The 24,193-nt window shown below is 65.7% G+C and carries 21 protein-coding genes; 15 read left to right on the plus strand and 6 right to left on the minus strand.

Translation table 11 applies throughout. The annotated features are described in order from the left end of the window. Positions 1-70: 70 nt before the first annotated feature. Genes A5785_RS06920 through A5785_RS06930 form a run of 3 tightly spaced genes read left to right on the plus strand, consistent with a single transcriptional unit; the run spans position 71 to position 2,963 of the window. Positions 71-1,132, plus strand: a complete 1,062-nt coding sequence (locus A5785_RS06920; protein ID WP_064865638.1) for a FecCD family ABC transporter permease — start codon at positions 71-73, stop codon at positions 1,130-1,132. Next, positions 1,129-1,929 (plus strand): ABC transporter ATP-binding protein, encoded by an 801-nt coding sequence (locus tag A5785_RS06925; RefSeq protein ID WP_064865438.1) that lies wholly within the window; start codon positions 1,129-1,131, stop codon positions 1,927-1,929. The genes A5785_RS06920 and A5785_RS06925 overlap by 4 nt, the downstream gene beginning before the upstream one ends. Then, entirely contained in the window at positions 1,926-2,963 is a 1,038-nt protein-coding gene (locus A5785_RS06930; protein WP_442902842.1) for an ABC transporter substrate-binding protein, read from the plus strand. The genes A5785_RS06925 and A5785_RS06930 overlap by 4 nt, the downstream gene beginning before the upstream one ends. A gap of 40 nt (positions 2,964-3,003) precedes the next feature. On the opposite strand, the gene trhA is transcribed toward A5785_RS06930, so the two are convergent. From trhA to A5785_RS06945, 3 genes are read right to left on the minus strand one after another with little or no spacing between them, the layout of a single operon-like run. Then, on the minus strand, positions 3,004-3,672 hold the full coding sequence (gene trhA, locus A5785_RS06935; protein WP_064865440.1) for a PAQR family membrane homeostasis protein TrhA: 669 nt from the start codon (positions 3,670-3,672) through the stop codon (positions 3,004-3,006). A gap of 37 nt (positions 3,673-3,709) precedes the next feature. Continuing rightward, entirely contained in the window at positions 3,710-4,720 is a 1,011-nt protein-coding gene (locus tag A5785_RS06940; RefSeq protein ID WP_064865443.1) for a TIGR03617 family F420-dependent LLM class oxidoreductase, read from the minus strand. Continuing rightward, complete coding sequence (locus tag A5785_RS06945) at positions 4,717-5,157, minus strand: MarR family winged helix-turn-helix transcriptional regulator (protein ID WP_005202036.1); 441 nt, start codon at positions 5,155-5,157, stop codon at positions 4,717-4,719. Before A5785_RS06945 ends, A5785_RS06940 begins: the two co-directional genes overlap by 4 nt. A 105-nt stretch (positions 5,158-5,262) precedes the next feature. Between A5785_RS06945 and A5785_RS06950 the strand changes: the two genes are divergently transcribed. Together A5785_RS06950 and A5785_RS06955 are read left to right on the plus strand one after the other, a co-directional pair. Beyond that, positions 5,263-6,354 carry a hypothetical protein gene (locus A5785_RS06950; protein ID WP_064865445.1) on the plus strand — a complete coding sequence of 364 codons (1,092 nt, stop codon included), beginning with the start codon at positions 5,263-5,265 and terminating at the stop codon, positions 6,352-6,354. 40 nt (positions 6,355-6,394) lie between these two features. Continuing rightward, complete coding sequence (locus A5785_RS06955; protein ID WP_064865447.1) at positions 6,395-7,177, plus strand: isoprenyl transferase; 783 nt, start codon at positions 6,395-6,397, stop codon at positions 7,175-7,177. Here the strand turns inward: A5785_RS06955 and pdxR are convergent. After that, entirely contained in the window at positions 7,144-8,631 is a 1,488-nt protein-coding gene (gene pdxR / locus A5785_RS06960) for a MocR-like pyridoxine biosynthesis transcription factor PdxR (protein WP_064865449.1), read from the minus strand. The genes A5785_RS06955 and pdxR overlap by 34 nt on opposite strands. A gap of 124 nt (positions 8,632-8,755) precedes the next feature. Here pdxR and A5785_RS06965 point away from each other — a divergent pair, with 124 nt between their 5' ends. Together A5785_RS06965 and A5785_RS06970 are read left to right on the plus strand one after the other, a co-directional pair. Further along, complete coding sequence (locus tag A5785_RS06965) at positions 8,756-9,529, plus strand: NAD(P)H-binding protein (RefSeq protein ID WP_064865452.1); 774 nt, start codon at positions 8,756-8,758, stop codon at positions 9,527-9,529. Next, complete coding sequence (locus A5785_RS06970) at positions 9,526-10,005, plus strand: carboxymuconolactone decarboxylase family protein (protein WP_064865454.1); 480 nt, start codon at positions 9,526-9,528, stop codon at positions 10,003-10,005. Before A5785_RS06965 ends, A5785_RS06970 begins: the two co-directional genes overlap by 4 nt. A 136-nt stretch (positions 10,006-10,141) precedes the next feature. Here A5785_RS06970 and coaA read toward each other — a convergent pair whose 3' ends face one another. Next, positions 10,142-11,083, minus strand: coding sequence for a type I pantothenate kinase (gene coaA / locus A5785_RS06975; protein ID WP_064865640.1), 942 nt, complete (start codon positions 11,081-11,083; stop codon positions 10,142-10,144). A gap of 98 nt (positions 11,084-11,181) precedes the next feature. Here coaA and A5785_RS06980 point away from each other — a divergent pair, with 98 nt between their 5' ends. The 4 genes from A5785_RS06980 (at position 11,182) to A5785_RS06995 (ending at position 16,335) form a co-directional block, all read left to right on the plus strand. Continuing rightward, on the plus strand, positions 11,182-12,420 hold the full coding sequence (locus A5785_RS06980; RefSeq protein WP_064865457.1) for a hypothetical protein: 1,239 nt from the start codon (positions 11,182-11,184) through the stop codon (positions 12,418-12,420). 55 nt (positions 12,421-12,475) lie between these two features. Continuing rightward, on the plus strand, positions 12,476-13,753 hold the full coding sequence (glyA, locus tag A5785_RS06985) for a serine hydroxymethyltransferase (protein WP_064865641.1): 1,278 nt from the start codon (positions 12,476-12,478) through the stop codon (positions 13,751-13,753). A 74-nt stretch (positions 13,754-13,827) separates the two neighbouring features. After that, entirely contained in the window at positions 13,828-14,700 is an 873-nt protein-coding gene (locus A5785_RS06990) for an acyl-ACP desaturase (RefSeq protein ID WP_064865459.1), read from the plus strand. A 327-nt stretch (positions 14,701-15,027) separates the two neighbouring features. Further along, on the plus strand, positions 15,028-16,335 hold the full coding sequence (locus A5785_RS06995; RefSeq protein ID WP_064865462.1) for a PhoH family protein: 1,308 nt from the start codon (positions 15,028-15,030) through the stop codon (positions 16,333-16,335). 443 nt (positions 16,336-16,778) lie between these two features. On the opposite strand, the gene A5785_RS07000 is transcribed toward A5785_RS06995, so the two are convergent. Beyond that, positions 16,779-18,170 carry an NAD(P)/FAD-dependent oxidoreductase gene (locus A5785_RS07000; protein WP_064865464.1) on the minus strand — a complete coding sequence of 464 codons (1,392 nt, stop codon included), beginning with the start codon at positions 18,168-18,170 and terminating at the stop codon, positions 16,779-16,781. Positions 18,171-18,370: 200 nt separating this feature from the next. Here A5785_RS07000 and A5785_RS07005 point away from each other — a divergent pair, with 200 nt between their 5' ends. Genes A5785_RS07005 through A5785_RS07020 form a run of 4 tightly spaced genes read left to right on the plus strand, consistent with a single transcriptional unit; the run spans position 18,371 to position 24,166 of the window. Then, entirely contained in the window at positions 18,371-20,023 is a 1,653-nt protein-coding gene (locus tag A5785_RS07005; protein ID WP_064865642.1) for an amidohydrolase, read from the plus strand. Then, positions 20,020-21,135, plus strand: a complete 1,116-nt coding sequence (locus A5785_RS07010) for an ABC transporter ATP-binding protein (protein ID WP_064865467.1) — start codon at positions 20,020-20,022, stop codon at positions 21,133-21,135. Before A5785_RS07005 ends, A5785_RS07010 begins: the two co-directional genes overlap by 4 nt. Beyond that, the gene (locus A5785_RS07015) at positions 21,132-22,316 is read left to right on the plus strand and encodes a polyamine ABC transporter substrate-binding protein (protein ID WP_005202016.1); all 1,185 of its coding nucleotides are present in this window, start codon (positions 21,132-21,134) and stop codon (positions 22,314-22,316) included. Before A5785_RS07010 ends, A5785_RS07015 begins: the two co-directional genes overlap by 4 nt. Beyond that, entirely contained in the window at positions 22,313-24,166 is a 1,854-nt protein-coding gene (locus A5785_RS07020) for an ABC transporter permease subunit (protein ID WP_005202015.1), read from the plus strand. The genes A5785_RS07015 and A5785_RS07020 overlap by 4 nt, the downstream gene beginning before the upstream one ends. Positions 24,167-24,193 lie beyond the last annotated feature (27 nt).

The raw sequence follows: 24,193 nt of genomic DNA on the forward strand, positions 1-24,193 counted from the left end.
CGCGTGGTCTTCGTCGACCCCGCGTGGCGACATCTGCTGTACCCGCTCCGGGCTGATCAGGAGGGCGGGCATGTCGACGCGCAGTGCGAACCCTCGGGATACCTGGGCGCGACCCGTCTCCGTGGCCATCGGCTGCAGTGTGGCGCTCATCGTGGCCGCGGCGTGCGGCGTCGCATACGGAACCGTGGGGATCGGCTGGTCCGTATCGCTGCGGATGGTGTGGGCAGCAATCACCGGGGGACCGGTCTCGTCGGTCGACGCCGCGTCGTACTGGATCGTCGTCGACTCGCGTGTGCCACGGGTGCTGACGGGAGCGCTGGTGGGTGCCGGTTTGGCGGTGGTCGGCGTGATCGTGCAGGCGATGGTGCGCAATCCGCTGGCGGATCCCTATGTGCTCGGGATCTCGTCGGGTGCGTCGGTCGGAGCCACCGCCGTCGTGCTGTTCGGGGTCTTCTCGGGTCTCGGCCTGTATGCGTTGCCGACCGCGGCATTCCTCGGCGCACTGGTGGCGACGTTGCTCGTCTTCGGCATTGCACAGCGTGGCGGAGGTCTCACACCACTGCGGCTCGTGTTGACGGGAACCGCTCTGGGATACGGGTTCTCGGCTCTGACCACCGTGCTCATCTTTTTGCGTCCGGTGGGTGATGCCGCACGGAGCGTCATGTTCTGGCTGCTCGGCAGTCTTGCTGCGGCAACATGGCATTCGGTCGCGCTGGTCGCGGTGGTGGTGGTCATCGGGATAGGTGTGGTCGCAGCGAGAGCACGACAACTCAATGCGCTGGCGATGGGCGACGAGGTCGCTGCGTCGCTCGGCATACGGGCGTCACGGTTTCGGCTCGAGCTCTTCGTCATCGCCGCGCTGATGACCGGGTTCATCGTCTCTGTCTGCGGCGCAATCGGATTCGTCGGTCTCATCGTGCCGCACGTGACCCGCATGGTTGTCGGTGCGGATCACCGCAAGATCATTCTCGTCGCCCCCGTGCTGGGTGCACTGTTCCTTGTGGTCGCCGATCTGATGGCTCGAATTGTCGTTCCACCGCAGGAGATCCCGCTCGGTGCGATCACGGCGGCCGTGGGTGTGCCGGTGTTCCTCGGGCTGATGCAACGTCGACGTACCCGGATCGACTCATGAGTGCTGTCGAGTACGACGCGGTCACGGTCGAGATCGATGGCACCGTCATCGTTCGCGACGCATCGTTCACGGTCGACTCCGGAGAGTTCCTCGGGGTGATCGGACCGAACGGCAGCGGCAAATCGACCCTGCTTCGATGCGTGTACCGCGCGTTGGCACCGTCGGGTGGCAGTGTCCGAGTCGACGGCCACGACGTGCGTGCGGTGAGTATGCGGGAGAACGCACGACGAGTCGCCGCGCTCACCCAATCAGCCTCGCTCGACTTCGATTTCACTGCGGCAGAGGTTGTCGCGACGGGACGGCTACCGCACCGCGAACTGGGTGTGGCGGCTCGTGCCCGCGACCGCCAGGTGTGCGCGGCGGCGATGTCCACGGCCGGCGTCGAGATGTTCGCGGATCGTGTGTTCACCACGCTCTCCGGCGGAGAGGCGCAACGCGTACTCATCGCACGCGCATTCGCGCAGGAGCCCAACGCGCTGATCCTCGATGAGCCGACCAATCACCTTGATATCCGCCACCAGTTCGACATCCTCGGTGCGGCGCGCGGACGCGGGGTCACCGTCATTGCGGCGCTGCACGACCTCAATATGGCGGCACAGTACTGCAGCACGCTCGCTGTTGTGCTCGACGGGACGATCGCGTGCATCGGGCCACCGGACAAACTCCTCACCGCGACGAACATCGCCGAGTGGTACGGCGTTGGTGCGTACGTCGTCGCCCACCCCCGCACAGGCGTTCCGCAGATCATCTTCGACGACCAAGTCCCACAAGCCATCTCCGAGGAAGAGCACTCATGACAGCGCCTACGACCTGGACAACACTCAGCAGACCGCGCGCACTCGTCGTGTCTGCGCTTGCCGCGATGACCGTGGTCTCCGGTTGCGGCGCCGACGTCGAGTCGTCGACTCCCGAATCGTCGGGAGAGCAGGTCACGGTAACCAATTGTGGTGCACCGCTTACGGTGAGCGGTGTACCCGATCGTGCGGTGACGAACGACACCGGGATCACAGAGCTCATGTTCGCCCTCGGATTGGGCGACCGGATGGCCGGCTACACCACATACGAGGGCAAAGAGCGCGATATCGAATCATCCCCGTGGCGAGCGGATTTCGAGAAGACGCGGTCACTGGGCACGGCGTTCTCCCGGGAGATCATCGCCGCCGCGCGGCCCGACTTCGTCTTTGCGGGCTGGAACTACGGGTTCAAGGAATCGACCGGCGTCACCCCCGACTGGGTGCGTTCGACCGGTGCCGTGCCATACCAGCTGACCGAAGCCTGTCGCCAGGCAGGCACCACCAGGCGCGGCGTCGTACGACCCCTCGATGCGTTGTACGCGGACCTCTCGAATCTGGGGCAGATCTTCGGCGTGAGTGGTCGGGCCGCGACGCTGACCGCCGGCTATCGCAAGCAGGTCGAGGCTGCGCGTGTGGGGGCGCCTGCCGCGTCCACAGCGGCGCGGGTCTTCCTCTTCGACAGCGCCGATCCGACGCCATTCACCTCGGGTCGGAATGCGGCACCGGATCAGATCATCGCCGAAGCCGGTGGACGCAACATCTTCGGCGATATCGACGACTCCTGGACGTCGGCATCATGGAAGGCGGCTGCGCAGCGCGATCCGCAGGTCATCGTCATCGTCGATTACGGGGCGGGGCCGCAGAACACCGTCGAGGCCAAGATCCGACAACTCGAGTCGCAACCGTTGATGGCGCAGACAACCGCAGTGCGAGAGCGCCGCTACATCTCGTTTCCGTATGCGGCGCTCGTCGAGGGTCCGCGCAACCCGCAGACCATCACGGCCCTTGCCGAATACTTGCGATCGCAGGGGCTCTGAGTAGGCCGTCTTCAGACGGCGGCTCGGAGGTGAGGTGCGCTCAGGCTGCGACGACCAGCCAGACCGCGATGTAGTGCAGTAGCGCGGCGATGGCTGTGCAGACGTGGAACACCTCGTGATGGCCGAACGTCGTCGGCCAGGGATTGGGCCAGCGCAGTGCGTAGAGCACCCCGCCGACGCTGTAGAAGACACCGCCTACTGCGAGCAGGATCAGTACGAGCCAACCGACATGTGCGACGAGCGTCGGGGCGACGACGATGATGACCCACCCGAGCAGGATGTAGAGCGTGACTCCGAGCCAGCGGGGCGCGCCAGGCCACGCGATCTTCAGTGCGACACCGGCGACCGCGCCGACCCAGACGATGCCGAGCACCCACCACCGCATCGGACTCGGCAGACCCATCACACAGAACGGCGTGTAGGTACCCGCGATGAACACGAAGATCATCGAGTGGTCGGCACGCTTCATGTGTATCTGAGCGCTCAGCGATTTCCACGCGATCCGGTGATACGACGCCGAGGTCGCGAACAGTCCCACGACGGTTGCCGCGTAGACGGCACAGGCCACCGCGGCTCCCGGTCCACGTAGCCAGCCTGCGCCGACGACAAGGGCGATGCCTGCGACCACTGCGACGTAGGCCGACCACTGATGAATGACGCCGCGGAGGCGAGGTCTGTCGGCGACAGCGGTCACCAGGGCTGAGTTCACGTAAGCTACGGTACCGTAACTTTGGGTGAGAACGCTGTCAGCCGAGTGTGGCGATGATCGCCGCGAGCTGGTCGACGTCGATAGGTGTCGGCTGATAGATGCACACCTCGTCGACGCGGACGTCGAGATCGCGCAGCGCGTCGAAGGCGTCGACGCGGGCCCGGATCTGCTGTGCGACGTCTGCGGGACCACCGACAGCGGCGATCGTGTGCAGTAGCTCGTCGTCGATGAGATCGGCCATCTCGGCCCACCGCCCCTGCTTCGACAGCGCATTGAGTTCTGGCTGCAGCTGCTCGGCGCCGTGCGCTGCGAGGACGGGCCGGTAGGCGGGCGTCGAGCCGTAGAAGGCGAGGAGTCGTCGAGCGGCGGTGTGGTCGGTGCCCACCGAGACGATCACCTCGGGGATCACGGTGAAGCCGCGGCCGTGATCGCGTGCGGCGAGGCCGCGTCGAATGTTCGGGACGGTCGTCGATGCCAGAAAGTCGGCGGTGGAAAACGGCATCACCAACACTCCGTCGGCGTGCTTTGCCGCGGCGCGCGTCATCAACGGCCCGAGCGCGCCGACGAACACCGGCGGCCGACCGAACGGGTTGGGGCCGGGGTTGAAGGTGGGCGTCATCAAGGTGTGACGGTGATAGGCCCCTTCATAGCGCAGCGGGGCTCCGGTCTCCCACGCATCGAAGATGGCGTTGATGGCGCTGACCTTGTCGGCCATGCGGCCCACCGGGTCGTCGAAATCAGCGCAGAACCGCTTCTCGATCTGCGGGCGCATCTGCGTTCCCAAGCCGAGTCGAAATCGGCCGCCGGAGAGCAACTGAAGGTCGTTGGCCGCGTGTGCGAGGTGAATCGGATTGCGCGGGAAGGCGATTGCGACGTTGGTCAGCAGGGTGAGTTCCGGCACCGACGCCGCAACGACGAGCGGGGTGAACACATCGTGCGGACCCTCGAAGGTGAACAGCCCCGCTGCACCCGCGCGGGCGAGGTCGGTGGCTCGCTGTGCCGCGCCCGTCGGCTCGAACAGGGCGGTCGTCACGGCTATCGGGGTCATGTCGCGTCGGCGTCGTTGTAGCGGCGCAACAGCGTTGCGAACAGTTCGAGATCGTCCTGCGTCCACGTGTCGAGCCTGCGTGCGATGGCGTCTCCACTGCGTCGGCGGATCTCGCCCAGGGTGTCGAGTGCCTCCTGGGTCACTTCCAACGACTGCGACCTCGACGACGTCGCGTCCTGCGTGCGGCGCAGCAGACCACGGCGACGGAGCTCGCCGAGCTGGCGGCTGGCCGTCGACTTGTCGATATTCGCGGCCCGCGCCAGTGACGCCGCGTTGATTCCCGGGTTGTCCGAGATCAGTGCGAGGAGAGAGAACTCGACGAAGGTCAGGCCGCCCTCGGCGTAGATGTCGCGGGCGCCGTTGCGCAGCCGCCGCGACAGCGTGACCAATTCCTGCCCGACGACTTCGGCGGCATCGGGTTGCTCGGGTGAAGCCATAGTTGTGCACGCTGCGCGTGCCAGCATATTACAACCTATCCAAGTTGCATTCTGCAACCATTCCTGGTGAACGATCGTGTTCCCGACTAGCCCAGAAGGTAATCGATGTCCGCTGCTCCCACCCATGCGTTGTCGATCAAGACCATCGCGTCGCATGTCGCCGTTCCGCTCGTCATCGGTGCCGTGATGGCGCTCGCCTATCTCGGCGGATTCCACAAGCCCGATCCGCACGATCTGCGCATCGATGTGGTCGGTGCCGGTACATCGACCCAGGTGGCCGCACAGACTCTTCAGCAACAACTCGGCGACCACGTCTCGATCCGGACCGTTGCCACCGCCGATGAGGCGCGCGCGGCCATCGAGCACCGGGAGATCGCGGCGGCCTTCGAGCCGAAAGCCGACACGCCTGTCCTCTACGTATCGACAGCAGCGTCGGATCCCACAGCGGTGACGGTCGAACGGATCTTCAACGGCGTCACGATCGCCAAGGACCAACCGCTGAAGATCGTCGACGTCGTGCAGGCTGATCCGCAGCGCGATCCGTCCGGACAGAGCATCTTCTTCTTCCTGGTTGCACTCACCGTCGGCTCGTACGGATGCGGAATCGCGATCGCCGTCGCCGCAGGTGGACGCAGGATTCGCGTGCGTCTGGGGTTCGCGGCGGTCTGCTCGGTGATCTCTGCCGCGGTGACCACGGCGATTGCCGTGTGGGTGTTCGACGCCCTGCCGGGTGCACAGTGGCAGATCTTCGGGCTGTCGATCCTCTACGCCCTGGCGACCATGCTGTTCGCGATCGGGCTGCACCCGTTTATCGGTCGATTCACGACGCTGGCGATGGTCACTATCTTCGTCGGGTTGAACTTCACGACCAGCGGCGGCGTGTTCGCGCCTGCGCTGCAACCGAAGTTCTTCGCCGTCCTGCACGACTTCTGGATCGGCGCAGGCCTGAACGAGGCGTCGCGCAACCTTGCCTACTTCCCGCAGGTGTCCAGCGCAGGCGATATCGCGAAGATCATCGGCTGGCTCGTCGTCGGCGCGGCGCTCGTCGGCATCGTTGCGCTGCGGGACCGTCGAAACGTCGTTCAGGGTGCAGTAGAAGGCGCGGTAGAAGCGAGTCCTGCCGCTGCCGGGCGACACGAGCGCGACCAGCTCACCGAGGAGGAGGCCGAAGAACTCGCCGAGGATGTCGTGGCCTGATTCAGTGTGCCCCTAGAGGTGAGGTCTAATCTGGTTCGCGATGAAACTCCTACCCGATCGTCTGCGTCGGCCGATGCTCTCCGTGTACGAGCGGCGGCTGATCCAGTTGACGGACGAGAACCGATTGCCTCAGCACGTGGCGATCATCTGCGACGGCAATCGACGATGGGCTCGCGAGGCGGGCTTCGAAGATGTCAGTCACGGACATCGGGTGGGCGCACAGCGCATCGCCGAGATGCTCGAGTGGTGCGCCGAGCTGGGCATCGAGACGGTCACCATCTATCTGCTGTCCACCGAGAATCTGCAGCGCGCCTCCGACGAACTCGACGCGCTGATGGAGATAGTGCCCGACATCGTCGACGAGATCGCCACCCCCGACGGGCACTGGCGGGTGCGCATCGTCGGAACCCTCGATCAGCTCCCCGAGGCTGCGGCCCAGCGTCTGCGCAACGCCGCTGAACGCACCCTCGACAGATCGGGCATGAACGTCAACGTGGCGGTCGGGTACGGGGGCCGACAGGAGATCGCCGACGCTGTGCGCGCGGTCCTCGTGGAGAAGGCCGAGGCGGGCGCGACCGTCGACGAACTCGTCGACGCGGTCACCGTCGAGGCGATCGACCGCAACCTGTACACCAAGGGACAGCCCGACCCCGATCTGGTCATCAGGACGTCGGGGGAGCAGCGGCTGTCCGGATTCCTGCTGTGGCAGAGCGCGTACTCGGAGATCTGGTTCACCGACGCCTATTGGCCCGAGTTCCGTCGGGTCGATTTCCTGCGTGCGCTGCGCGACTACTCCGCGCGCAGTCGGCGATTCGGTAAGTGATCGTCGAGTAGTTCGATGAGCGCGGTCACGTCGGCGTCGAATGTCGAGACCGGCGGCGTGCCGAAGCCGACGAGGATTCCTCCGGTCGGCTCACCATGGGCGTCGCGAAGGCGCGGGGCGTCCGGATGCCGTAGGGCGTCGAGCCCTCCGAGCGAGAAACCCCGCTCGTAGGTTGCCGCGAGCACAGACGCCTCGACGTCGACGGGAACGGGTAACACCGCGTGCAGGCCGGCGGAAATACCCATGGTTGGGATCTTGTGCGCGTGCAGTCGCTCGATCAGCGCCTGCCTGCGGTGTCGATAGAACTGCCGACTGCTTCGAATGTGCTTGTCATACGAGCCGGTTTCGATCATGTCGGCCAATGCGAGCTGATCGACGATGCTCGCATCAGTTTCGCGCATTCCCTTGGCCCACATCACAGTTGAGACCAACGCCGGTGGCAGGACCAGCCAACCGATGCGTATCGATGGGGACAGACTCTTGCTGACCGATCCCGTGTAGATGATGTGATCGGGAGCGAGCGCCTGCATCGCGCCTACGGGCTCGCGGTCGTAGCGCAGTTCGCCGTCGTAGTCGTCCTCGATCAGGAATGCGTCTGTCGCCCTTGCCCATTCGATGGCCGCCGCTCGGCGCTGTGGAGCAAGTGGCACCCCGATCGGGGACTGGTGGCTTGGGGTGAGCAGGACGGCCTGGGGTGTGACGGCAAGGCCGGCCAGCGCTGTCACGTCTGCGCCGTCGTGGTCGACCGGAATCGGTGACACGAGTGCACCGCGCCGGGTGAACGGGTCTCGAAAGAAGGGTAGGCCGTACGCCTCCGCCGCGACGGATTCACGAAAGAGAGTGCGTGCCAGAAGATTCAACGCCGACAGAACCGACGTGGTCAACACGATCTGGTCGGGATGAGCACGAACGCCACGTGCGCGGGCGAGGTAGCCGGCGAGCGCGACGCGTAGGCGTTCACTGCCGTTGGGCGGCGTCGGACCGAACGCGGAGTCGTCGGCTGTCGAGATCGCCCGCCGCATCGACCTGATCCATGCTGTACGCGGGAACTGCGACGTGTTGGGCTGGCCGAGGGAGAAGTCATGTGCGACGCGTGGTGCGGACACGACGGTCGTGAACGATTCGCCTGCGGAACCCGGCGACCCGAAACCCGCTGCGACCGTGGTGCCCGCGCCCTGCCGCGCGGTCAGCCAACCTTCTGCGATCAGTTCGGAATACACCGAGGAGACGGTCCCGCGAGCGAGGCCGAGGTCGGCCGCGAGCGATCGGTAGGGAGGCAGGCGCATGCCGGGTGTGAGGCGACCGTCCGCGATGGCGCTGCGCAATTCGTCGGCGAGCCGCGAGCGCAGTTGCGCGCTACGGCCTCGGGTGGGCGCGTCGGGATCGGGCTGCAGATCGAGATAGAGGTCGGTCCCGAGTCGCTCGGCGAGCGCAGACCATCGATCACCTGTCATCACGCCTCCTGAATTGACGCACAAGAATACGTCTCGATTGAACCTCATTTCTGGATCAATCTGCCACTAGCGTTGACGGTGTTGCGTTCAGAGAAGGCAGACGATCCGAGAGGAAGTAGAACCGATGACGACGGTGGTGTTCGGAGCGAGCGGTGAGATCGGTGCGCGACTCGCCGACGACCTCGAACGGCGAGGCGAGAAAGTGGTTCGCGCGCAACGGTCGTCGGGAGTCGACGCGTATGCGGGCACCGGCATGCGGGAGGCGTGCGCGGGTGCCGACACGGTGATCGACTGCACCAACGTGATGACGACGCGCGGTTCGACAGCCGTCGACTTCTTCTCGACGGTTGCGCGCACCATCGCCGAAGCCGCCGCGGCGGCGGGTGTGCGACGAGTCGTGTGCGTGTCGATCGTCAATGCCGCAGACCCGGCGGTGAACGCGAAATTCGGCTATTACCAAGGGAAAGCTGCGCAGGAGAAGACCTACGCTGACAACGTCGACGCCGGACACTTGCAGATCATCCGATCGGCACAGTGGTACGAACTGGCCGATCAGATGCTGACCCGCGCACGACTCGGTCCGATCGCTATGGCTCCGCGCATGGTGTGCCGCCCACTGGCCGCCGTCGACGCCGCAGGACTGATCGCAGACGCTGCTCTATCCGACGACCCATCGGACCGGCAGATCGCCGGACCCGGGCAGCACGATCTCGTCGATCTGGCGCGCGCGGTTGCTCGGCGCGACGGATCACCCCGATGGGTTGTGGCAGTCCCGTTCGGCGGGAGAGCATTTCGCGACGGCGGACTCATGCCGCGCGGAGCATTCGACAAGACCTCGACCACATTCGACGAGTGGCTCGAAGCAAGTCCACCCACTACAGAAAGGGCCAACCGATGACCACCACAGCACAAGAAGCCGCCACCACGCGCAGGCTCTGGATGCTCGAGCAGAATCCGAACGTGTACAAAGCGCTCATCGCATTGCAGCTTGCGTCGTCGGAGGGTCTCGAGCCCGAGCTGATCGAGCTCATCAAGATCCGCGCATCACAGCTCAACGGGTGTGCCTACTGCCTGCGCATGCACGTCGCCGATGCGCTCGCGATGGGAATCGACCCGATGGTCATCGGTCTGATCCCGGTCTGGCACGAGGCCTTCAACCATTTCGACGAGCGGCAGCGATCAGCCCTCGAGCTGACCGAATACGTGACCCGAATCGGCGAAGAGGGAGTTCCCGACGACGCGTTCGAGCGTGCACGGGCGGTGTTCGACGAGGTGGAGCTCGGCCAGGTCGTCGCGTCGATCGTGATGATCAACGCCTGGAACCGCGTCGCCATCGCGTCGAAGTACCCGTACGAGCTCGACGAGCGGAAGTAGCGCCGCTGACCCGACGCTGAATGTGTGTCGAACGTGAGCATGTGGGTGCTGCAGCACCCACATCCTTCGATTCGACACACATCCTCGCGCGGCCTACAGCTTCGCGCGGCCTACATCTTCGCGCAGCCGCGCGAACTCACAACTTGCGCAGCCGGACCCGGTTGATGGAGTGGTCAGAATCCTTGCGCAGCACCAGGGTTGCGCGCGGGCGGGTGGGGAGGATGTTCTCCCGAAGGTTCGGCAGGTTGATCGACGTCCAGATGTCGCGGGCAGCGGCACGCGCCTGGTCGTCGGTCAGTGACGAGTAGTGGTGGAAGTGCGAGTTGGGGTCGGCGAACGACGTCGACCGCATCTGCAGGAACCGCGAGATGTACCAGTTCTCGATGTCGGTGGTCTTCGCGTCGACGTAGATGGAGAAATCAAACAGGTCCGACACCATCAGCGTCGGACCTGTTTGCAGCACGTTGAGGCCTTCGAGGATCAGGATGTCGGGCTGGTGCACGTAGTGCATGACGTCGGGAACGATGTCGTAGGTGAGGTGCGAATAGACCGGCGCTGTCACCTCGCGCGCCCCCGACTTGACCTCGGTGACGAAGCGGAGCAGGCCTCTGCGATCGTAGGATTCGGGAAATCCCTTGCGGTGCATGATGCCTCGACGTTCGAGCTCACGCGTGGGAAGCAGGAAACCGTCGGTGGTGACGAGGTCGACCTTCGGGTGCGACTCCCAGCGGGCCAGGAGCGCTGCCATGATGCGGGCGGTCGTCGACTTTCCGACGGCGACGCTGCCCGCGATCCCGATGACGAACGGAACCTGCTTGGTGGTCTGCCGGTCGCCGAGGAAGGTCGACGTCGCTGCAAACAAGCGCTGCCTCGCGGCGACCTGCAGGTGGATGAGTCGCGACAGCGGGAGATACACCTCGGCGACTTCTTGGAGGTCGACGTTCTCGCCCATACCGACGAGCTGGTCGAGCTCGTTCTCATTGAGCACCATCGGCATGGATTCACGCAGGTTACGCCATTGCTTGCGATCGAGTTCCAGATAAAGACTGGGATCGCGGCCGGTGGTGTCGCGCGCCATCAGAGGGCTCGTCCCATCGGCGATCGCGGGTCGCACCTCGTCGTCATGGCCTACAGCTTAGAAGGACGCGTCGACGCCGCTGTCGGTAGCCTTCCACCATGGCAACGGCGTACAGCGGTTCGGCAACCCCCGATACGGATCTGGTCACCGACTATTTACGGCTCGGCCTCGCCTTCGACCGTCTCGAAGAGGGCTTCGTCGACGCCTACACCGGCGACCCCGCACTGCGCGCAGAGGTCGCGGGAGGTCCGGCCCCCGACCCCGCCGTGCTGGCCGACCGGGCCCGCGGTCTGCGATCCGAACTCCCTGCGGGTCTGGCCCCCGATCGGGCGGCGTTCGTCGACGCGCATCTGCGCGCACTGGAATGTTCTGCACGCAAATTCGCGGGCGAGCCCATCGGATTCGTCGACGAGGTGCGCGCCTACTTCGACGTCGACATCGCGCCCGCCGACACCGACGATTATCGAAAAGCGCACGGCGAGTTGGCTTCTGCGCTCGGCACACCCGATGCGAGCGGGCCGGTGCTCGCTGACGCCTACGCTGCCTACCGTCGCGCCGACGAGATCCCGCCCGAGCGCGTCGACGAATGCGTCCGCGCCTTCGGTGGTGCGCTGCGTGAACGGGTCCGCGACGTTTTCCCGTTGGCGGACAACGAGATCGTCGAATTCGAGGTGGTGACCGACAAGCCGTGGTCGGGCTTCAACTACTACCTCGGCAACTATCGGTCGCGGGTGGCGATCAATGCCGACCTCACGCAGTACATGTCGTCGTTGCCGCACCTCATCGCACACGAGGCGTATCCCGGTCACCACACCGAGCACTGCAGAAAGGAGCAGATCCTCGTCGGCGGTGGACAGACCGAGCAGACCATCTTCCTGGTCAACACGCCGCAGTGCCTGATGGCCGAGGGGCTTGCCGACCACGCGTTGCACGCGGCCGTCGGCGACAACTGGGGACTCTGGGCGCAGGAGATCTACGCCGACCTCGGACTGCGATTCGACGGCGAGCGCGCACAGCGGGTCGGCGGGGCGTCGTCGGGACTGCTGACCGTGCGCCAAGACGCCGCGCTGATGCTGCACGATCAGCACCTCGACGTCGACGTCGTCGCGGGCTTTCTGCAGCGGTGGCTGCTCGCGCCGTCGGAGCGGGCGCGACAGATGCTGCGGTTCCTGACGTCGCCGTTGTGGCGCGCGTACATCTCGACCTACGTCGAGGGCTATCGGCTCCTGGGTGAGTGGCTCGAGCAGGTGCCGCAGGACGCGCGGCTCGCGCGATTCGGACGCCTTCTCGACGAACCCCTGACCCCAGCTCTGCTGCGTGCCGAACTGGGCCAATAGACTGGGCGCCATGAGCGAGAATCCCATCTCCGCGAACACCGCGAGCCTGAACTCGATGTCCCTGGCAGAGGTCGATCCCGACGTGGCGGCCGCGATGAACGGCGAACTGAGCCGCCAGCGCGACACACTCGAGATGATCGCCTCGGAGAACTTCGTTCCGCGGGCCGTGCTGCAGGCACAGGGCAGCGTCCTGACCAACAAGTACGCCGAGGGATATCCGGGTCGCCGCTACTACGGTGGCTGCGAGTACGTCGACGTCGTCGAGGACATCGCACGCAACCGCGCGAAGGAACTCTTCGGGGCCGACTTCGCCAACGTTCAGCCGCATTCGGGCGCGCAGGCCAACGCCGCGGTCCTCATGGCACTGATGAACCCGGGGGAGCGGCTCCTGGGCCTCGACCTCGCGCACGGCGGTCACCTCACCCACGGCATGCGTCTGAACTTCTCGGGCAAGCTCTACGAGAACCACTTCTACGGCGTCAGCAAAGAAGACTTCTGCATCGACATGGACGAGGTGCGCAAGATCGCCCTCGACGTGCAGCCCAAGGTGATCGTTGCCGGCTGGTCGGCATACCCGCGCACCCTGGACTTCGACGCCTTCCGTTCGATCGCCGACGAGGTCGGCGCCTACCTGTGGACCGACATGGCGCATTTCGCCGGACTCGTCGCCGCCGGCCTGCATCCCAACCCGGTGCCTGCGTCGGATGTCGTCTCGTCGACGGTGCACAAGACTCTCGGCGGCCCGCGCTCGGGCATCATCCTGGCCAAGCAGGAGTGGGCCAAGAAGCTCAACTCGGCGGTGTTCCCGGGGCAGCAGGGCGGACCCCTCATGCACGCCATCGCCGGCAAGGCCGTCGCACTCAAGATCGCGGGCACCGAAGAGTTCGCCGATCGGCAGCGTCGTACGCTCTCGGGCGCCAAGATCCTCGCCGAGCGGTTGACCGGCTCCGACGTCGAGAAGTCGGGCGTCTCGGTCCTCACCGGCGGCACCGACGTGCACCTGGTCCTCGTCGACCTGCGTAACAGCACGCTCGACGGTCAGCAGGCAGAAGATCTCCTCCACGAGGTCGGAATCACGGTCAATCGCAACGCGGTGCCGTTCGATCCGCGTCCGCCGATGGTCACCTCCGGTCTGCGGATCGGTACGCCCGCACTCGCGACCCGCGGCTTCGGTGACGAGCAGTTCAGCGAGGTCGCCGACATCATCGCCACCGCGCTCGCGGCAGGGCCTGACGCCGACGTGTCTGCGCTGCGTGGCCGGGTCTCTCGCCTGGCACTCGACTTCCCGCTGTACGACGGGCTCGAGGAGTGGGGGCTGATGAGCCGGGTCTGACCTGGACATCTGGCCAGCTTCGAGATGTCGGGGCGGTTTGAAATCGCCGCCTACGCATCCGTATCCTTGGCGCGGTGAACGTACTGAGCGAAGACGAACTGATCATCGCGCTGGAGAAGGCCCTCCCCGAGGTGGCCGAGGATCACCAGCTCGCGTCTGCCGTGTGGAATCCGCACGAGTACGTGCCGTGGGACGACGGCCGGAACTTCGCCTTCATGGGCGGCGACGACTGGGACCCCTCGCAGCAGACGCTGTCCGACGAGACAGCGGCCGCGCTGCTCGCGTTGCTCCTGACCAAGGACAACCTGCCGTCGTATCACCGCATCCTGGCCAAGTACTTCCCGGCCTTCTCCGACTGGCGTCAGCTCGTCGGCGTGTGGACCGCCGAGGACAACCGCCACGCCGTGGTCCTGCGCGACTACCTCGTTGTCCGCCGCGCGATTGATCCGGTCGACGCCGAGGAGCGTCGTCGAGTCCACGTCACCGCCGGTTACCGGCAGAACGAGGCGCAGGTCGACGAACTCAAGCCGCTCGACGTGCTGGCACTCATGGCCGTGCACGAGGCGCAGAGCGTGAAGTTCATCGAGAAGATGCAGGCGTCGGTCGCCGACGACATCCTCGCGCAGATCCTGCACAAGGTGGCGGGCGACGACGAGGTGTCGTCGCGCACCTTCGTCAACCTGCTCGGCGCGGGACTCGTCGCCGACCAGGACACGGCCGTGATCGCGCTCGACAAGGCGCTCGCACGCGGACTCGACGAACCGATCGGATTCGACGTCGTCGACTTCGACGAGCAGCGCGCACTGATCGCCGACTACCAGGGCGAGGCCACGATCGATGCAATCGCGGCGTCGATCGTCGATCAGTTGAAGCTCGAAAGTGTCGACGGGCTGAACGACGAGGCAGCCGCGGCCAAGGCCAGGATTCTCGCTCGCGCCGGTCGCTGACCGACACATTTTCCCTGCTGACGGACGTATCGTCCCCGCGGCATCGCTTCTGCGCGTCGTGGTTCGACGATACGTCCGTTTACGCATATTTCACGTAGACACACCCGTTTACGACGCGCCGGAACGTCGTCATCCGCGTACGTTGACCAGTGACGGGCCGCGGGGAAGCGGTTCGTCCGGGAGGTTCACATCGTGGGTTGCACCAGCAGCACGAGGGGGCCGGCCCCGGTCCTCGTCCATCTCGGCTGACGCCGGGTAAAAGGACAAGAACCAGCCGGTCATCGAAGAACTGGTTTGTGCGGGTGCCGCACAAACGTAGGAGCCCACGTGACCACACGCACCTACGTCCTCGACACCTCCGTGCTGCTCTCAGATCCCTGGGCAGTCACACGATTCGCTGAACACCACGTCATCTTGCCGTTGGTTGTCATCAGCGAACTCGAGGGCAAACGTCACCACCACGAGCTTGGATGGTTTGCACGTGAGGCATTGAGATTGCTCGACGACCTGCGGCTCGAGCACGGCCGACTCGACGTCCCGCTGCCGATCGGCGACGAGGGCGGCACCCTGCAGGTCGAGCTCAACCACACCGATCCCGCGGTGTTGCCCGCCGGATTCCGCACCGACAGCAACGACTCCCGCATCCTCGCGTGCGCACTCAACCTGCGCGCCGAGGGCAAAGACGTCACGCTGGTGTCCAAGGACACGCCGCTGCGCGTCAAGGCGGGTGCCGTCGGACTCGACGCCGACGAGTACCACGCACAGGACGTCGTCGTCTCCGGATGGTCGGGCATGGCGGAGCTCAACGTCGACCAGCCCGTCATCGACACGCTGTTCTCCGACGGGGTCGTTGATCTCGACGCTGCACGAGAACTGCCCTGCCACACGGGAGTTCGGTTGTTGGGCCACGGCTCGTCGAGTGCCCTGGGCCGGGTCAACGAGGCCAAGCAGGTCCAGCTGGTCCGGGGCGACCGTGAGGCATTCGGGCTGCACGGGCGTTCGGCTGAGCAGCGGGTCGCACTCGACCTGCTCCTCGACGACAGCGTCGGCATCGTGTCCCTCGGCGGCAAGGCGGGTACCGGAAAGTCGGCGCTCGCGCTGTGCGCCGGCCTCGAAGCCGTGCTCGAACGTCGGACGCAGCGCAAGGTCGTCGTCTTCCGTCCGCTGTACGCGGTCGGCGGCCAGCAGCTCGGTTACCTGCCCGGCGGCGAGGCCGAGAAGATGGGGCCGTGGGCGCAGGCGGTGTTCGACACGCTCGAAGGCCTCGCGTCGCCCGAGGTCATCGAAGAGGTGCTGAGCCGCGGAATGCTGGAAGTGTTGCCGCTCACGCACATTCGCGGTCGGTCACTGCACGACTCGTTCGTGATCGTCGACGAGGCGCAGTCCTTGGAGCGCAACGTACTGCTGACGGTGCTGTCCCGACTCGGCACAGGCTCGCGCGTGGTGCTCACCCACGACGTGGCGCAGCGCGACAACCTCCGCGTCGGACGCCACGACGGCGTCGCGGCGGTCATCGAGAAGCTCAAGGGGCACCCGCTGTTCGCGCACGTGACCCTGACGCGCAGCGAGCGCTCGCCGATCGCCGCGCTCGTCACCGACATGCTCGAGGAGTTCGCCCCGGGCGCGACGTACTGACCGCGGGGTGGTCTCGACAAGCTCGACCAGCGGGGAATCCGCTGGTCGAGCAGCCGCGAGGGACGAGCGGCGTGTCGAGACCACTTGCGCGCGCCCGGGGTTCGAGCGGTGTGGGGTGGTCTCGACAAGCTCGACCAGCGGTGAGGGCTCGACCAGCGGTGAGGGCTCGGCCTGCGGGAAAAGGCTCGATGAGCTCGGTTCCGGATTGAGCTGCGCGCATCATCCGCTGGTCGAGCAGCCGCGAGGGACGAGCGGCGTGTCGAGACCACTTGCGCGCGCCCGGGATTCGAGCGGTGCGAGGTGGTCTCGACAAGCTCGACCAGCGGTGAGGGCTCGACCAGCGGCGGGGTGGTCTCGACAAGCTCGACCAGCGGAAAGGGCTCGACCAGCGGTTAGGGCTCGACCAGCGGCGAGGACCCGACCAGCGGGAAAGGCGAGACCACCTACGCCCGCCCGGAGATCCGATCCGCCACGCGGGCAATGACATTCGACTTCGACGACGTCGAGCCCAGCTCTCGGCGGTCCGCGGCGCGGTAGGCGCCGTACATCGACGCGACCCCCAGCCAGCGCAGCGGCTCGGGCTCCCACTTCTTCGCGTGGTGCGCGACCCACGGCAGGTCGGTGAGTTCTGTCCGCTGCCCGACGACCAGGTCGCGCAGCGTGCGGGCGGCGACATTCGTCGTCGTGAGTCCCGACCCCACGTAGCCGGACGCCGAGCCGATACCCGTCGTCGGGTCGAAGTCGATCGACGCCGACCAGTCGCGGCTCACCCCGAGCACGCCGCACCACGCGTGTGCGATCCCGACGTCGACCGTCGCGGGGAAGAGCTCGTGTAGGGCGTCGACCAGTGACTGCGCGGTGCGCTCCTGGGTTTCGCCGTCGTGGTCGATCCCGGAGCCGTACCGGTAGGGGACGCCGCGTCCGCCGAGCGCGATCCGACCGTCGGCGGTGCGTTGCGAATAGGTGTAGGCATGAGCGGTCTCCCCGAGCAATTCGCTTCCACTCCAACCGATCTCGTCCCACATCGCGTCGGGTAGCACCTCGGTCACGATCATCGACGAGTTGAGGGGGAGCAGTGTGCGGCGTCGACCGGGCATGGTCGCGGTGAAGCCTTCGAGGCAGACCAGGATGGTCTCGGCACGAACGGTCCCGCGGTTGGTGCGGACCGATCGCGGACGGATCTCGACGACGGCGGTGTCCTCGTGAATCGTCACACCTCGACGCTCGACGGCGTCGGCCACGCCGCGCGTGAGCTTCATCGGATTCACCCGAGCGCACTGTGGTGAGAACATCGCGGCCTGCGCACCAAGGATCGAGAGTCGCTCCGCAAGGGCGGCGGCGTCGAGGTACTCCCAGTCGGTCGCATCGAGGTGGTGCTCGGCATCGAGCTCATCGCGCAGTCGCGATTCCTGCGCCGGGCACCGCGCGATGTGCAGCACGCCCGACTTCACGGCGTCGCAGTCGATGTGTTCGGCGGCGACGCGGGCGAGTACCTCGTCGACGCCCGCGCGCATGGTGGCGGTGAGTCGACGATTCGCCTCGAGGCCGTCCCGACCGCGCGACGCGGCGATGTCGGCGTAGTGCGACCGGTTGCCAGGAACCTCCGCCGACAACCACCCCCCGTTGCGACCCGAGGCCCCGAAGCCGCAGAACTCCTTCTCGAGCACCACGATGCGGGCGTCCGGAAGCGCCTCGCGCAGGTAGTACGCCGACCAGAGGCCGGTGAGTCCGCCGCCCACGATGGCGATGTCGGCGTCGAGGTCTCCGCCAAGGGGCGAACGACGCCGGACGGGATCGATTGTCGAATACCAGAACGAGACATCTCCATTGCGCATGCCACAGACCGTAAGCCACCAAATGTTGCGAGCAGATTAAGAAGCGTCCGTTCAGATGGTGAAAACCTGCGGAATCAGTGACGATTCTCCGCAAGTACATCGAATTTCGGTAGTCGATCCACCGCTTGGGGGAGCTTGTCGCAGTCGTCGGTCGTGAGGCCGTCGGCCCCGGCTGCCGGCACGGAAGGATCGCAACGCTCGTGGCAGTACCGCTTCCGGACACCGTTTTCCATTCGGGTCCGGTCTTCGACGGGCATCGACTTCACGACGACATGGCGGTCGGCGTTCGCTCGGGGCGAGTGGTCGCAGTCGGAGCCGTCGAGCGTGTCGTGGCTCAGATCCCGTGGGCCGAGCGCGTCGACCTGAATGGTCGGCTCCTGCACCCGGGATTCACCGATGCTCACATCCATGCGCTGTCAGCGGGCGTGGATCGCAACGCGTGTGACCTCACCGACGCCGAGGACGCTTCGCAGACCCTCGACGCGATCGCCGCGTACGCACGCGCCACCGACCGGGAGTGGATCGTCGGCTCAGGCTGGACGATGAGTCACTTCGATCGTGGCTGCCCTACCGCGAGCGCACTCGACGCCGTCGTCGCCGACCGACCTGCGTTCCTGCTCAATCGCGATCACCACGACGCCTGGGTCAACACGCGAGCCCTCGAACTCGCAGGAATCGACGCCACGACGCCGGACCCGTCGGACGGGCGCATCGAGCGAGCAGCGGACGGATCACCCACCGGGACGTTGCACGAGGGCGCGATGGACCTCGTCTCCCGGCTCGTGCCGCAGCCCGACGTCGACGAGCAGTACGCGGGCCTGCTCACCGCCCAGGAGTACCTCCACTCGCTCGGCATCACAGGGTGGCAGGAGGCCATCGTCGGCGAGTACCCCGGCATGGCCGACCTCGACTCGGTGTACACCGCCGCAGAGGAGTCGGGTGACCTCACCGCGGACGTCGTCGGTGCGTCGTGGCTGCCGAGAGACCTCGACCGCTGGGCCATCGACGACGTCGTCACGGGCTTCGCGACACGTCGGGCGAGCACCGCCGGTCGACGTTGGAGCATGCACTCGGTGAAGATCATGGTCGACGGTGTCGTGGAGAACCGCACCGCCGCGATGTCGGAGCCCTACTGTCACGACTGCGCGTGCGCGCCCGCCGACACCGGGCTGACCTACTTCGACCAGAAGGTGCTGACCGAAGCGGTCATCGCGTGCGACGCAGCTGGGCTTGACATCCACTTCCACGCGATCGGCGACGCCGCCGTCACCGCGGCGCTCGATGCTGTCGAGTCCGCGCGGGTCGCGAATGGCCTCACAGCCGGCCGACACCACATCGCCCACCTGCAATTGGTTCGCCCTGAAGACCTGGGCCGTTTTGTTCAACTCGGCGTGACCGTCAACATGCAGGCGCTCTGGGCGTGCAACGACGACTCGATGGTGACGTTGGTGCGGTCCGCGATCGGCGACGAGCGTTATCAGTGGCACTACCCGTTCGGGTCGCTCGCACGGTCGGGTGCATCACTCGCGATGGGCAGTGACTGGGCGGTGAGCACCCCCGATCCCTGGGCCGCGATCTCGGTTGCGGTCAACCGCATCCCACCCGGAGAGGACGTCGAACCCCTTCTCCCCGCACAAGCCCTCGACCTGACCACGGCTCTCGCCGCGTACACCAGCGGGTCGGCGCACCTGAACAGGCGGGGCCAGGTCGGGACCATTCGACCGGGAGCACGTGCGGACCTGGTCATCGCAGACCGTAATCCCTTTGCAGAGCAACAAGATTCGCTTTGGCGTACCAGAGCCGACCTGACCGTCGCCGACGGTGAGATCGTTTATGAGAGGACCAACCCATGACCGCAGTCGAAGCCACGAAGCAGACGGAGGTGAGCGCCGCGCAGCGCGGCGCCATCTCGATGCACGGCGTGACCAAGATCTACGACAACGGCCACGTCGCGGTGACCGACATCGATCTCGACGTCGCCGCAGGCGAATTCGTCTCACTTCTCGGGCCTTCCGGCTGCGGCAAGACGACGCTGCTGCGCATGCTCGCGGGCTTCGAGCGTCCGACGAAGGGCGAGATCACGCTCGACGGCGCGTCGATCGTCAACGTTCCGCCGGAGCGTCGACCCGTGAATACGGTGTTTCAGTCCTACGCGCTGTTCCCGCACATGTCCGTCGCGCAAAACGTCGGATTCGGTCTGCGGCAACGCAAAGTCGCGAAGAAGGAGATCGGCCAGCGCGTCGCAGAAGCCCTCGAATTGGTGCAGATGACGCGGTTCGCCGACCGTAAGCCCGCCATGCTGTCGGGTGGGCAGCAGCAGCGCGTCGCGCTCGCACGAGCGCTCGCCAACCGGCCCGACGTCCTGCTGCTCGACGAGCCGATGAGTGCACTCGACCGCAAGCTTCGCGAGGAGATGCAGATCGAACTCAAACTGCTGCAAAAGGATCTGGGCACCACCTTCGTGTTCGTGACGCACGACCAGGAGGAGGCGTTGTCGATGAGCGACCGCATCGTCGTCATGAGCGAGGGGCGCGTCGCGCAGGTCGGTGACGGCAAGGACATCTATGCCAAGCCGGTCAACCGCTTCGTCGCCGATTTTGTCGGCAAGCAGACGTTCTTCGACGTCACCGGCGCGCTGAAAGACGGGCGACTGCCCACCACCGACGGACCCTTTGCCGTCGCAGACGATCTCGACGGTCTCAGTGGCGATCTCGTCGTCGCGATCCGCCCGGAGGCGATCTGGTTCGCCGAGGGACAGGCCGATATCGACGCCGCGGACAACGTCGTCTCCGGGACTGCGGCAGGCGTCTCGTTCCTCGGCGACTCCACCCAGGTCGTCGTCACCACCGACGCGGATACCGAGGTGCTGGTGCGCGGCGCAACACGCAACTTCCCCGATCTGCATGAGGGCCAGCGCGTCACATGCACGTTCTCGCAGGCGGATACGCGGGTGTTCACCAAATGAGAACTCAGCACGACATGGACACCGAGTCGACGACGGTGCGCGCGCTCGTTCCCAGGGCAGCGGTCTCGCGCATCACCCGACGCAGCTTTTTGGCCGGAATCGGCGTCACGGTCGCGGGTCTCGCGGTGACGGCGTGCGGTGGCGACAAGACCATCGCACCGTCGAAACCTCTCTCGGACGACGTCGAGGGTCAGCTGAACTACTACAGTTGGGGCGACTACGAGGACCCCGCCGATCTCGACGCCTACCGCGACAAGTTCGGGGTGCGCCTGCAGGTCGACGCCTTCGGCTCCAACGAAGAGATGATCGCGAAACTCGCTGCGGCACGCGGAACCTCGGGTTACGACGTCATCGTGCCGACCGGGGTCTACATCCCGCAGATGGTTGCGCACGGACTCCTCGACGAACTCGACCATTCGCGCATCCCCAATCTCGCGAATCTCGAAGAGCGGTTCTTCAATCCGCCGTGGAATCCACAGTCTCGCCACGCCGCCTGTAAGAACTGGGGCACAACGGGTTTCATGTATCTGAAGTCGCTGACCGACAAGACGCCGACGTCGTGGGCCGACTTCATCAGTCTCGCGCGGGGGCCTGCCAAAGGCAAGGTGAGCGTGGTCGAAGACCCGTGGGAGGTCGTCTCGATCGCGATGGGCGCGATGAACATCGACCCCAACACCACCGATGCCAAAAGCCTGTCGGCCGCGCGCAACATCTTGGTCAACCAACTCGCCCCGACCATCCAGGGCTACAACTCGTCGATCACGTCCATCGTGTCCGGCGGTTCGTACAGCCTGCTGCAGGCATGGAACGGCGACGCCCGGCTGACGCTGATGAACGAAAGTGACCCCGATAGGTGGGGATTCGTCTATCCGCTGCCGACGGCGAATCTCTTCACGGACAACTTCGCGATCGTGCGGGGCACCCAACATCCGGGGGCCGCGTACGCGTTCATCAACCACATGCTCGACCCCGAGGTGTCGTTCCGCGAACTCCAGTACATCGGATATCAGACGGGTGTGAAGGGCATGGCCGAGAAGGGTAAGGCAGCAGATCTGCCCTACCCGGAACTGCTGTTCCCCTCGGACGAGATCGTCGACCGGCTGGTCGTCGCGACCGTCGACTCCGCCACCCAGGAACGCACCGAGATCCTCAATCAGATGCAGGCGAGGAGTGCCCGATGACCACCGACATCCTGACGCCTTCACAGACCGGAAACCACCAACCCGAACCCGCTTCGGATACTCCCAAACCGCCACTGCGGCAACGACTCTTCGGCGCCGGAGGGCTGACCTTTCCCGCATGGGCGTATCTGGTCTTCTTCTTCGTCATCCCACTCGCGCTCGTCGTCTGGTACAGCTTCGGTTACAAGCCTGACCAGTTCACCACGTACGCGACCGACCGGCTGTCCCTCGACAACTACGGCGAGGCGTTCGGCGCGGACTATCGCTCGACCTTCACCAACACGCTGCAGATCGCGATCGTCGGAGTTGTGCTCACCCTGCTGATCGGCATTCCCTTCGCGTATTGGCTTGCGGTGAAGAGCAATCCGCGACGTCGACCGTTGTATCTCGCGTTGATCATCGTGCCTTTCTTCACCAACTTCCTCGTCCGAACGATCGGCTGGCAGATCACCCTCGCGCCGTCGGGTTGGTTGTCGAGCGCGATGCAGAGCGCGGGATTCGGCGAACTCGGCATCCTCTACACGCGTGCCGCCGTCCAGATCGGCGTCGTCTACAACTACCTGCCGCTGATGATCTTCCCGCTCTACGTCGCGATGGACCGGGCCGGACTCTCGCTCCGGGAGGCCAGCCGTGACCTGGGCGCCAACCGATGGACGACGTTCTTCCGGATCACATTGCCACTCGCGGCACCCGGTATCGCGTCGGGCGTGCTCCTGGTGTTCATCCCGCTGATGGGCGACTACGTGACGCCGTCGGTGCTCGGTGGGGCGAAGGGCACCATGGCGGGCCAGATGATCGCCGCGCAGTTCGAGACCGCGCAGAACTGGGCATTGGGTTCGGCGATGACGGTGTCGCTGATGCTCGTCGTGCTCATCTGTGTGGTGATCGCGGGCGTGGTGGTGCGAGCCGTCGTCACACTGCTCGACAGGCGCGTATTCAACGTGCCCGAGGTGGATACGGCAGGGGAGAAGCCGGGCCCGTTGGCGCCGTTGACGATGAAACCCATGCGGACCCAGCGAGATTGGTACACCTTCGCGATCAAGGCGTGGGCGGTGATCGTCTATCTGTTCCTGTTCCTTCCGATCGCGGTGATCGTGGTCTATTCGTTCAACACCGGCCGTCTGCTGCAACAGTTCGAATCGTTCGGCTTCACCGCGTACTCCGACGCCGTCACCAACGACACCATCGTGCGTTCGGTGCAGGTGTCGCTGGAGGTCGGCGTGCTCTCCGCACTGCTGGCAACGGTGCTCGGTGGGTTCGCCGGTATCGGAATCGGCATCTCGCGTCGGCCGCGATGGTGGTCGATCGGCCTGTTGGGGTTGCTCACCGTCACGCTCGTCACCCCCGATATCGCCGACGCCGTCGCCTTCCTGCCGTGGTACGTCACGCTCGGCGTCGACGGTGGCCTGAGCCCGTTCAACAACGGTCTCTTCCGACTCGTGATCTCGCATGCGGTGGTGTCGATGGTCGTGGTGACGTTCATCGTCCGGGCGCGAGTCGCGTCGCTCGATCCCGCGCTCGAGGAGGCTGCCGCCGATCTCTATGCACCGCCACTCGAGCGACTGCGCCACGTGATCCTGCCGGCGGCCATGCCGGGCATCATCGCGGGCATGCTGCTGGCGTTCACCTTCAGCCTCGACGACGTGGTGATCTCGACCTTCGTGCAGCAACCGGGGTACACGCCGTGGCCGGTCTACGTGTTCTCCAACGTGCGTGTCGCGCTGCGCCCGGAGGTCGCGGCGATGTCGACGCTGATGTTGGCGCTCACGCTGGCAGTACTCGCGATCTCCGCGGTGATCCTGCGTCGCAGCGGCGAGGACTCGAGTTCGATGGTGAAGATGCTGGGCTGACCGGGTCTGGGGGAACCTCGACCGAAT

Source organism: Gordonia sp. 852002-50395_SCH5434458 (assembly GCF_001665905.1).
In the GTDB taxonomy this organism is placed as follows: domain Bacteria; phylum Actinomycetota; class Actinomycetes; order Mycobacteriales; family Mycobacteriaceae; genus Gordonia; species Gordonia jacobaea.

Bases quoted from the DNA above. Each gene is read 5' to 3' on its own strand.
- pdxR (WP_064865449.1), bottom strand. From the start codon at position 8,631: ATGACAGGTGATCGATGGTCTGCGCTCGCCGAGCGACTCGGGACCGAC.
- A5785_RS07010 (WP_064865467.1), top strand. From the start codon at position 20,020: ATGACCGCAGTCGAAGCCACGAAGCAGACGGAGGTGAGCGCCGCGCAG.
- A5785_RS07015 (WP_005202016.1), top strand. From the start codon at position 21,132: ATGAGAACTCAGCACGACATGGACACCGAGTCGACGACGGTGCGCGCG.
- A5785_RS06980 (WP_064865457.1), top strand. From the start codon at position 11,182: ATGGCAACGGCGTACAGCGGTTCGGCAACCCCCGATACGGATCTGGTC.
- A5785_RS06930 (WP_442902842.1), top strand. From the start codon at position 1,926: ATGACAGCGCCTACGACCTGGACAACACTCAGCAGACCGCGCGCACTC.
- A5785_RS07020 (WP_005202015.1), top strand. From the start codon at position 22,313: ATGACCACCGACATCCTGACGCCTTCACAGACCGGAAACCACCAACCC.
- A5785_RS06950 (WP_064865445.1), top strand. From the start codon at position 5,263: ATGTCCGCTGCTCCCACCCATGCGTTGTCGATCAAGACCATCGCGTCG.
- A5785_RS06920 (WP_064865638.1), top strand. From the start codon at position 71: ATGTCGACGCGCAGTGCGAACCCTCGGGATACCTGGGCGCGACCCGTC.
- coaA (WP_064865640.1), bottom strand. From the start codon at position 11,083: ATGGCGCGCGACACCACCGGCCGCGATCCCAGTCTTTATCTGGAACTC.
- A5785_RS06970 (WP_064865454.1), top strand. From the start codon at position 9,526: ATGACCACCACAGCACAAGAAGCCGCCACCACGCGCAGGCTCTGGATG.
- A5785_RS06965 (WP_064865452.1), top strand. From the start codon at position 8,756: ATGACGACGGTGGTGTTCGGAGCGAGCGGTGAGATCGGTGCGCGACTC.
- A5785_RS06925 (WP_064865438.1), top strand. From the start codon at position 1,129: ATGAGTGCTGTCGAGTACGACGCGGTCACGGTCGAGATCGATGGCACC.
- glyA (WP_064865641.1), top strand. From the start codon at position 12,476: ATGTCCCTGGCAGAGGTCGATCCCGACGTGGCGGCCGCGATGAACGGC.
- A5785_RS07000 (WP_064865464.1), bottom strand. From the start codon at position 18,170: ATGCGCAATGGAGATGTCTCGTTCTGGTATTCGACAATCGATCCCGTC.
- A5785_RS06945 (WP_005202036.1), bottom strand. From the start codon at position 5,157: ATGGCTTCACCCGAGCAACCCGATGCCGCCGAAGTCGTCGGGCAGGAA.
- A5785_RS06940 (WP_064865443.1), bottom strand. From the start codon at position 4,720: ATGACCCCGATAGCCGTGACGACCGCCCTGTTCGAGCCGACGGGCGCG.
- A5785_RS06955 (WP_064865447.1), top strand. From the start codon at position 6,395: ATGAAACTCCTACCCGATCGTCTGCGTCGGCCGATGCTCTCCGTGTAC.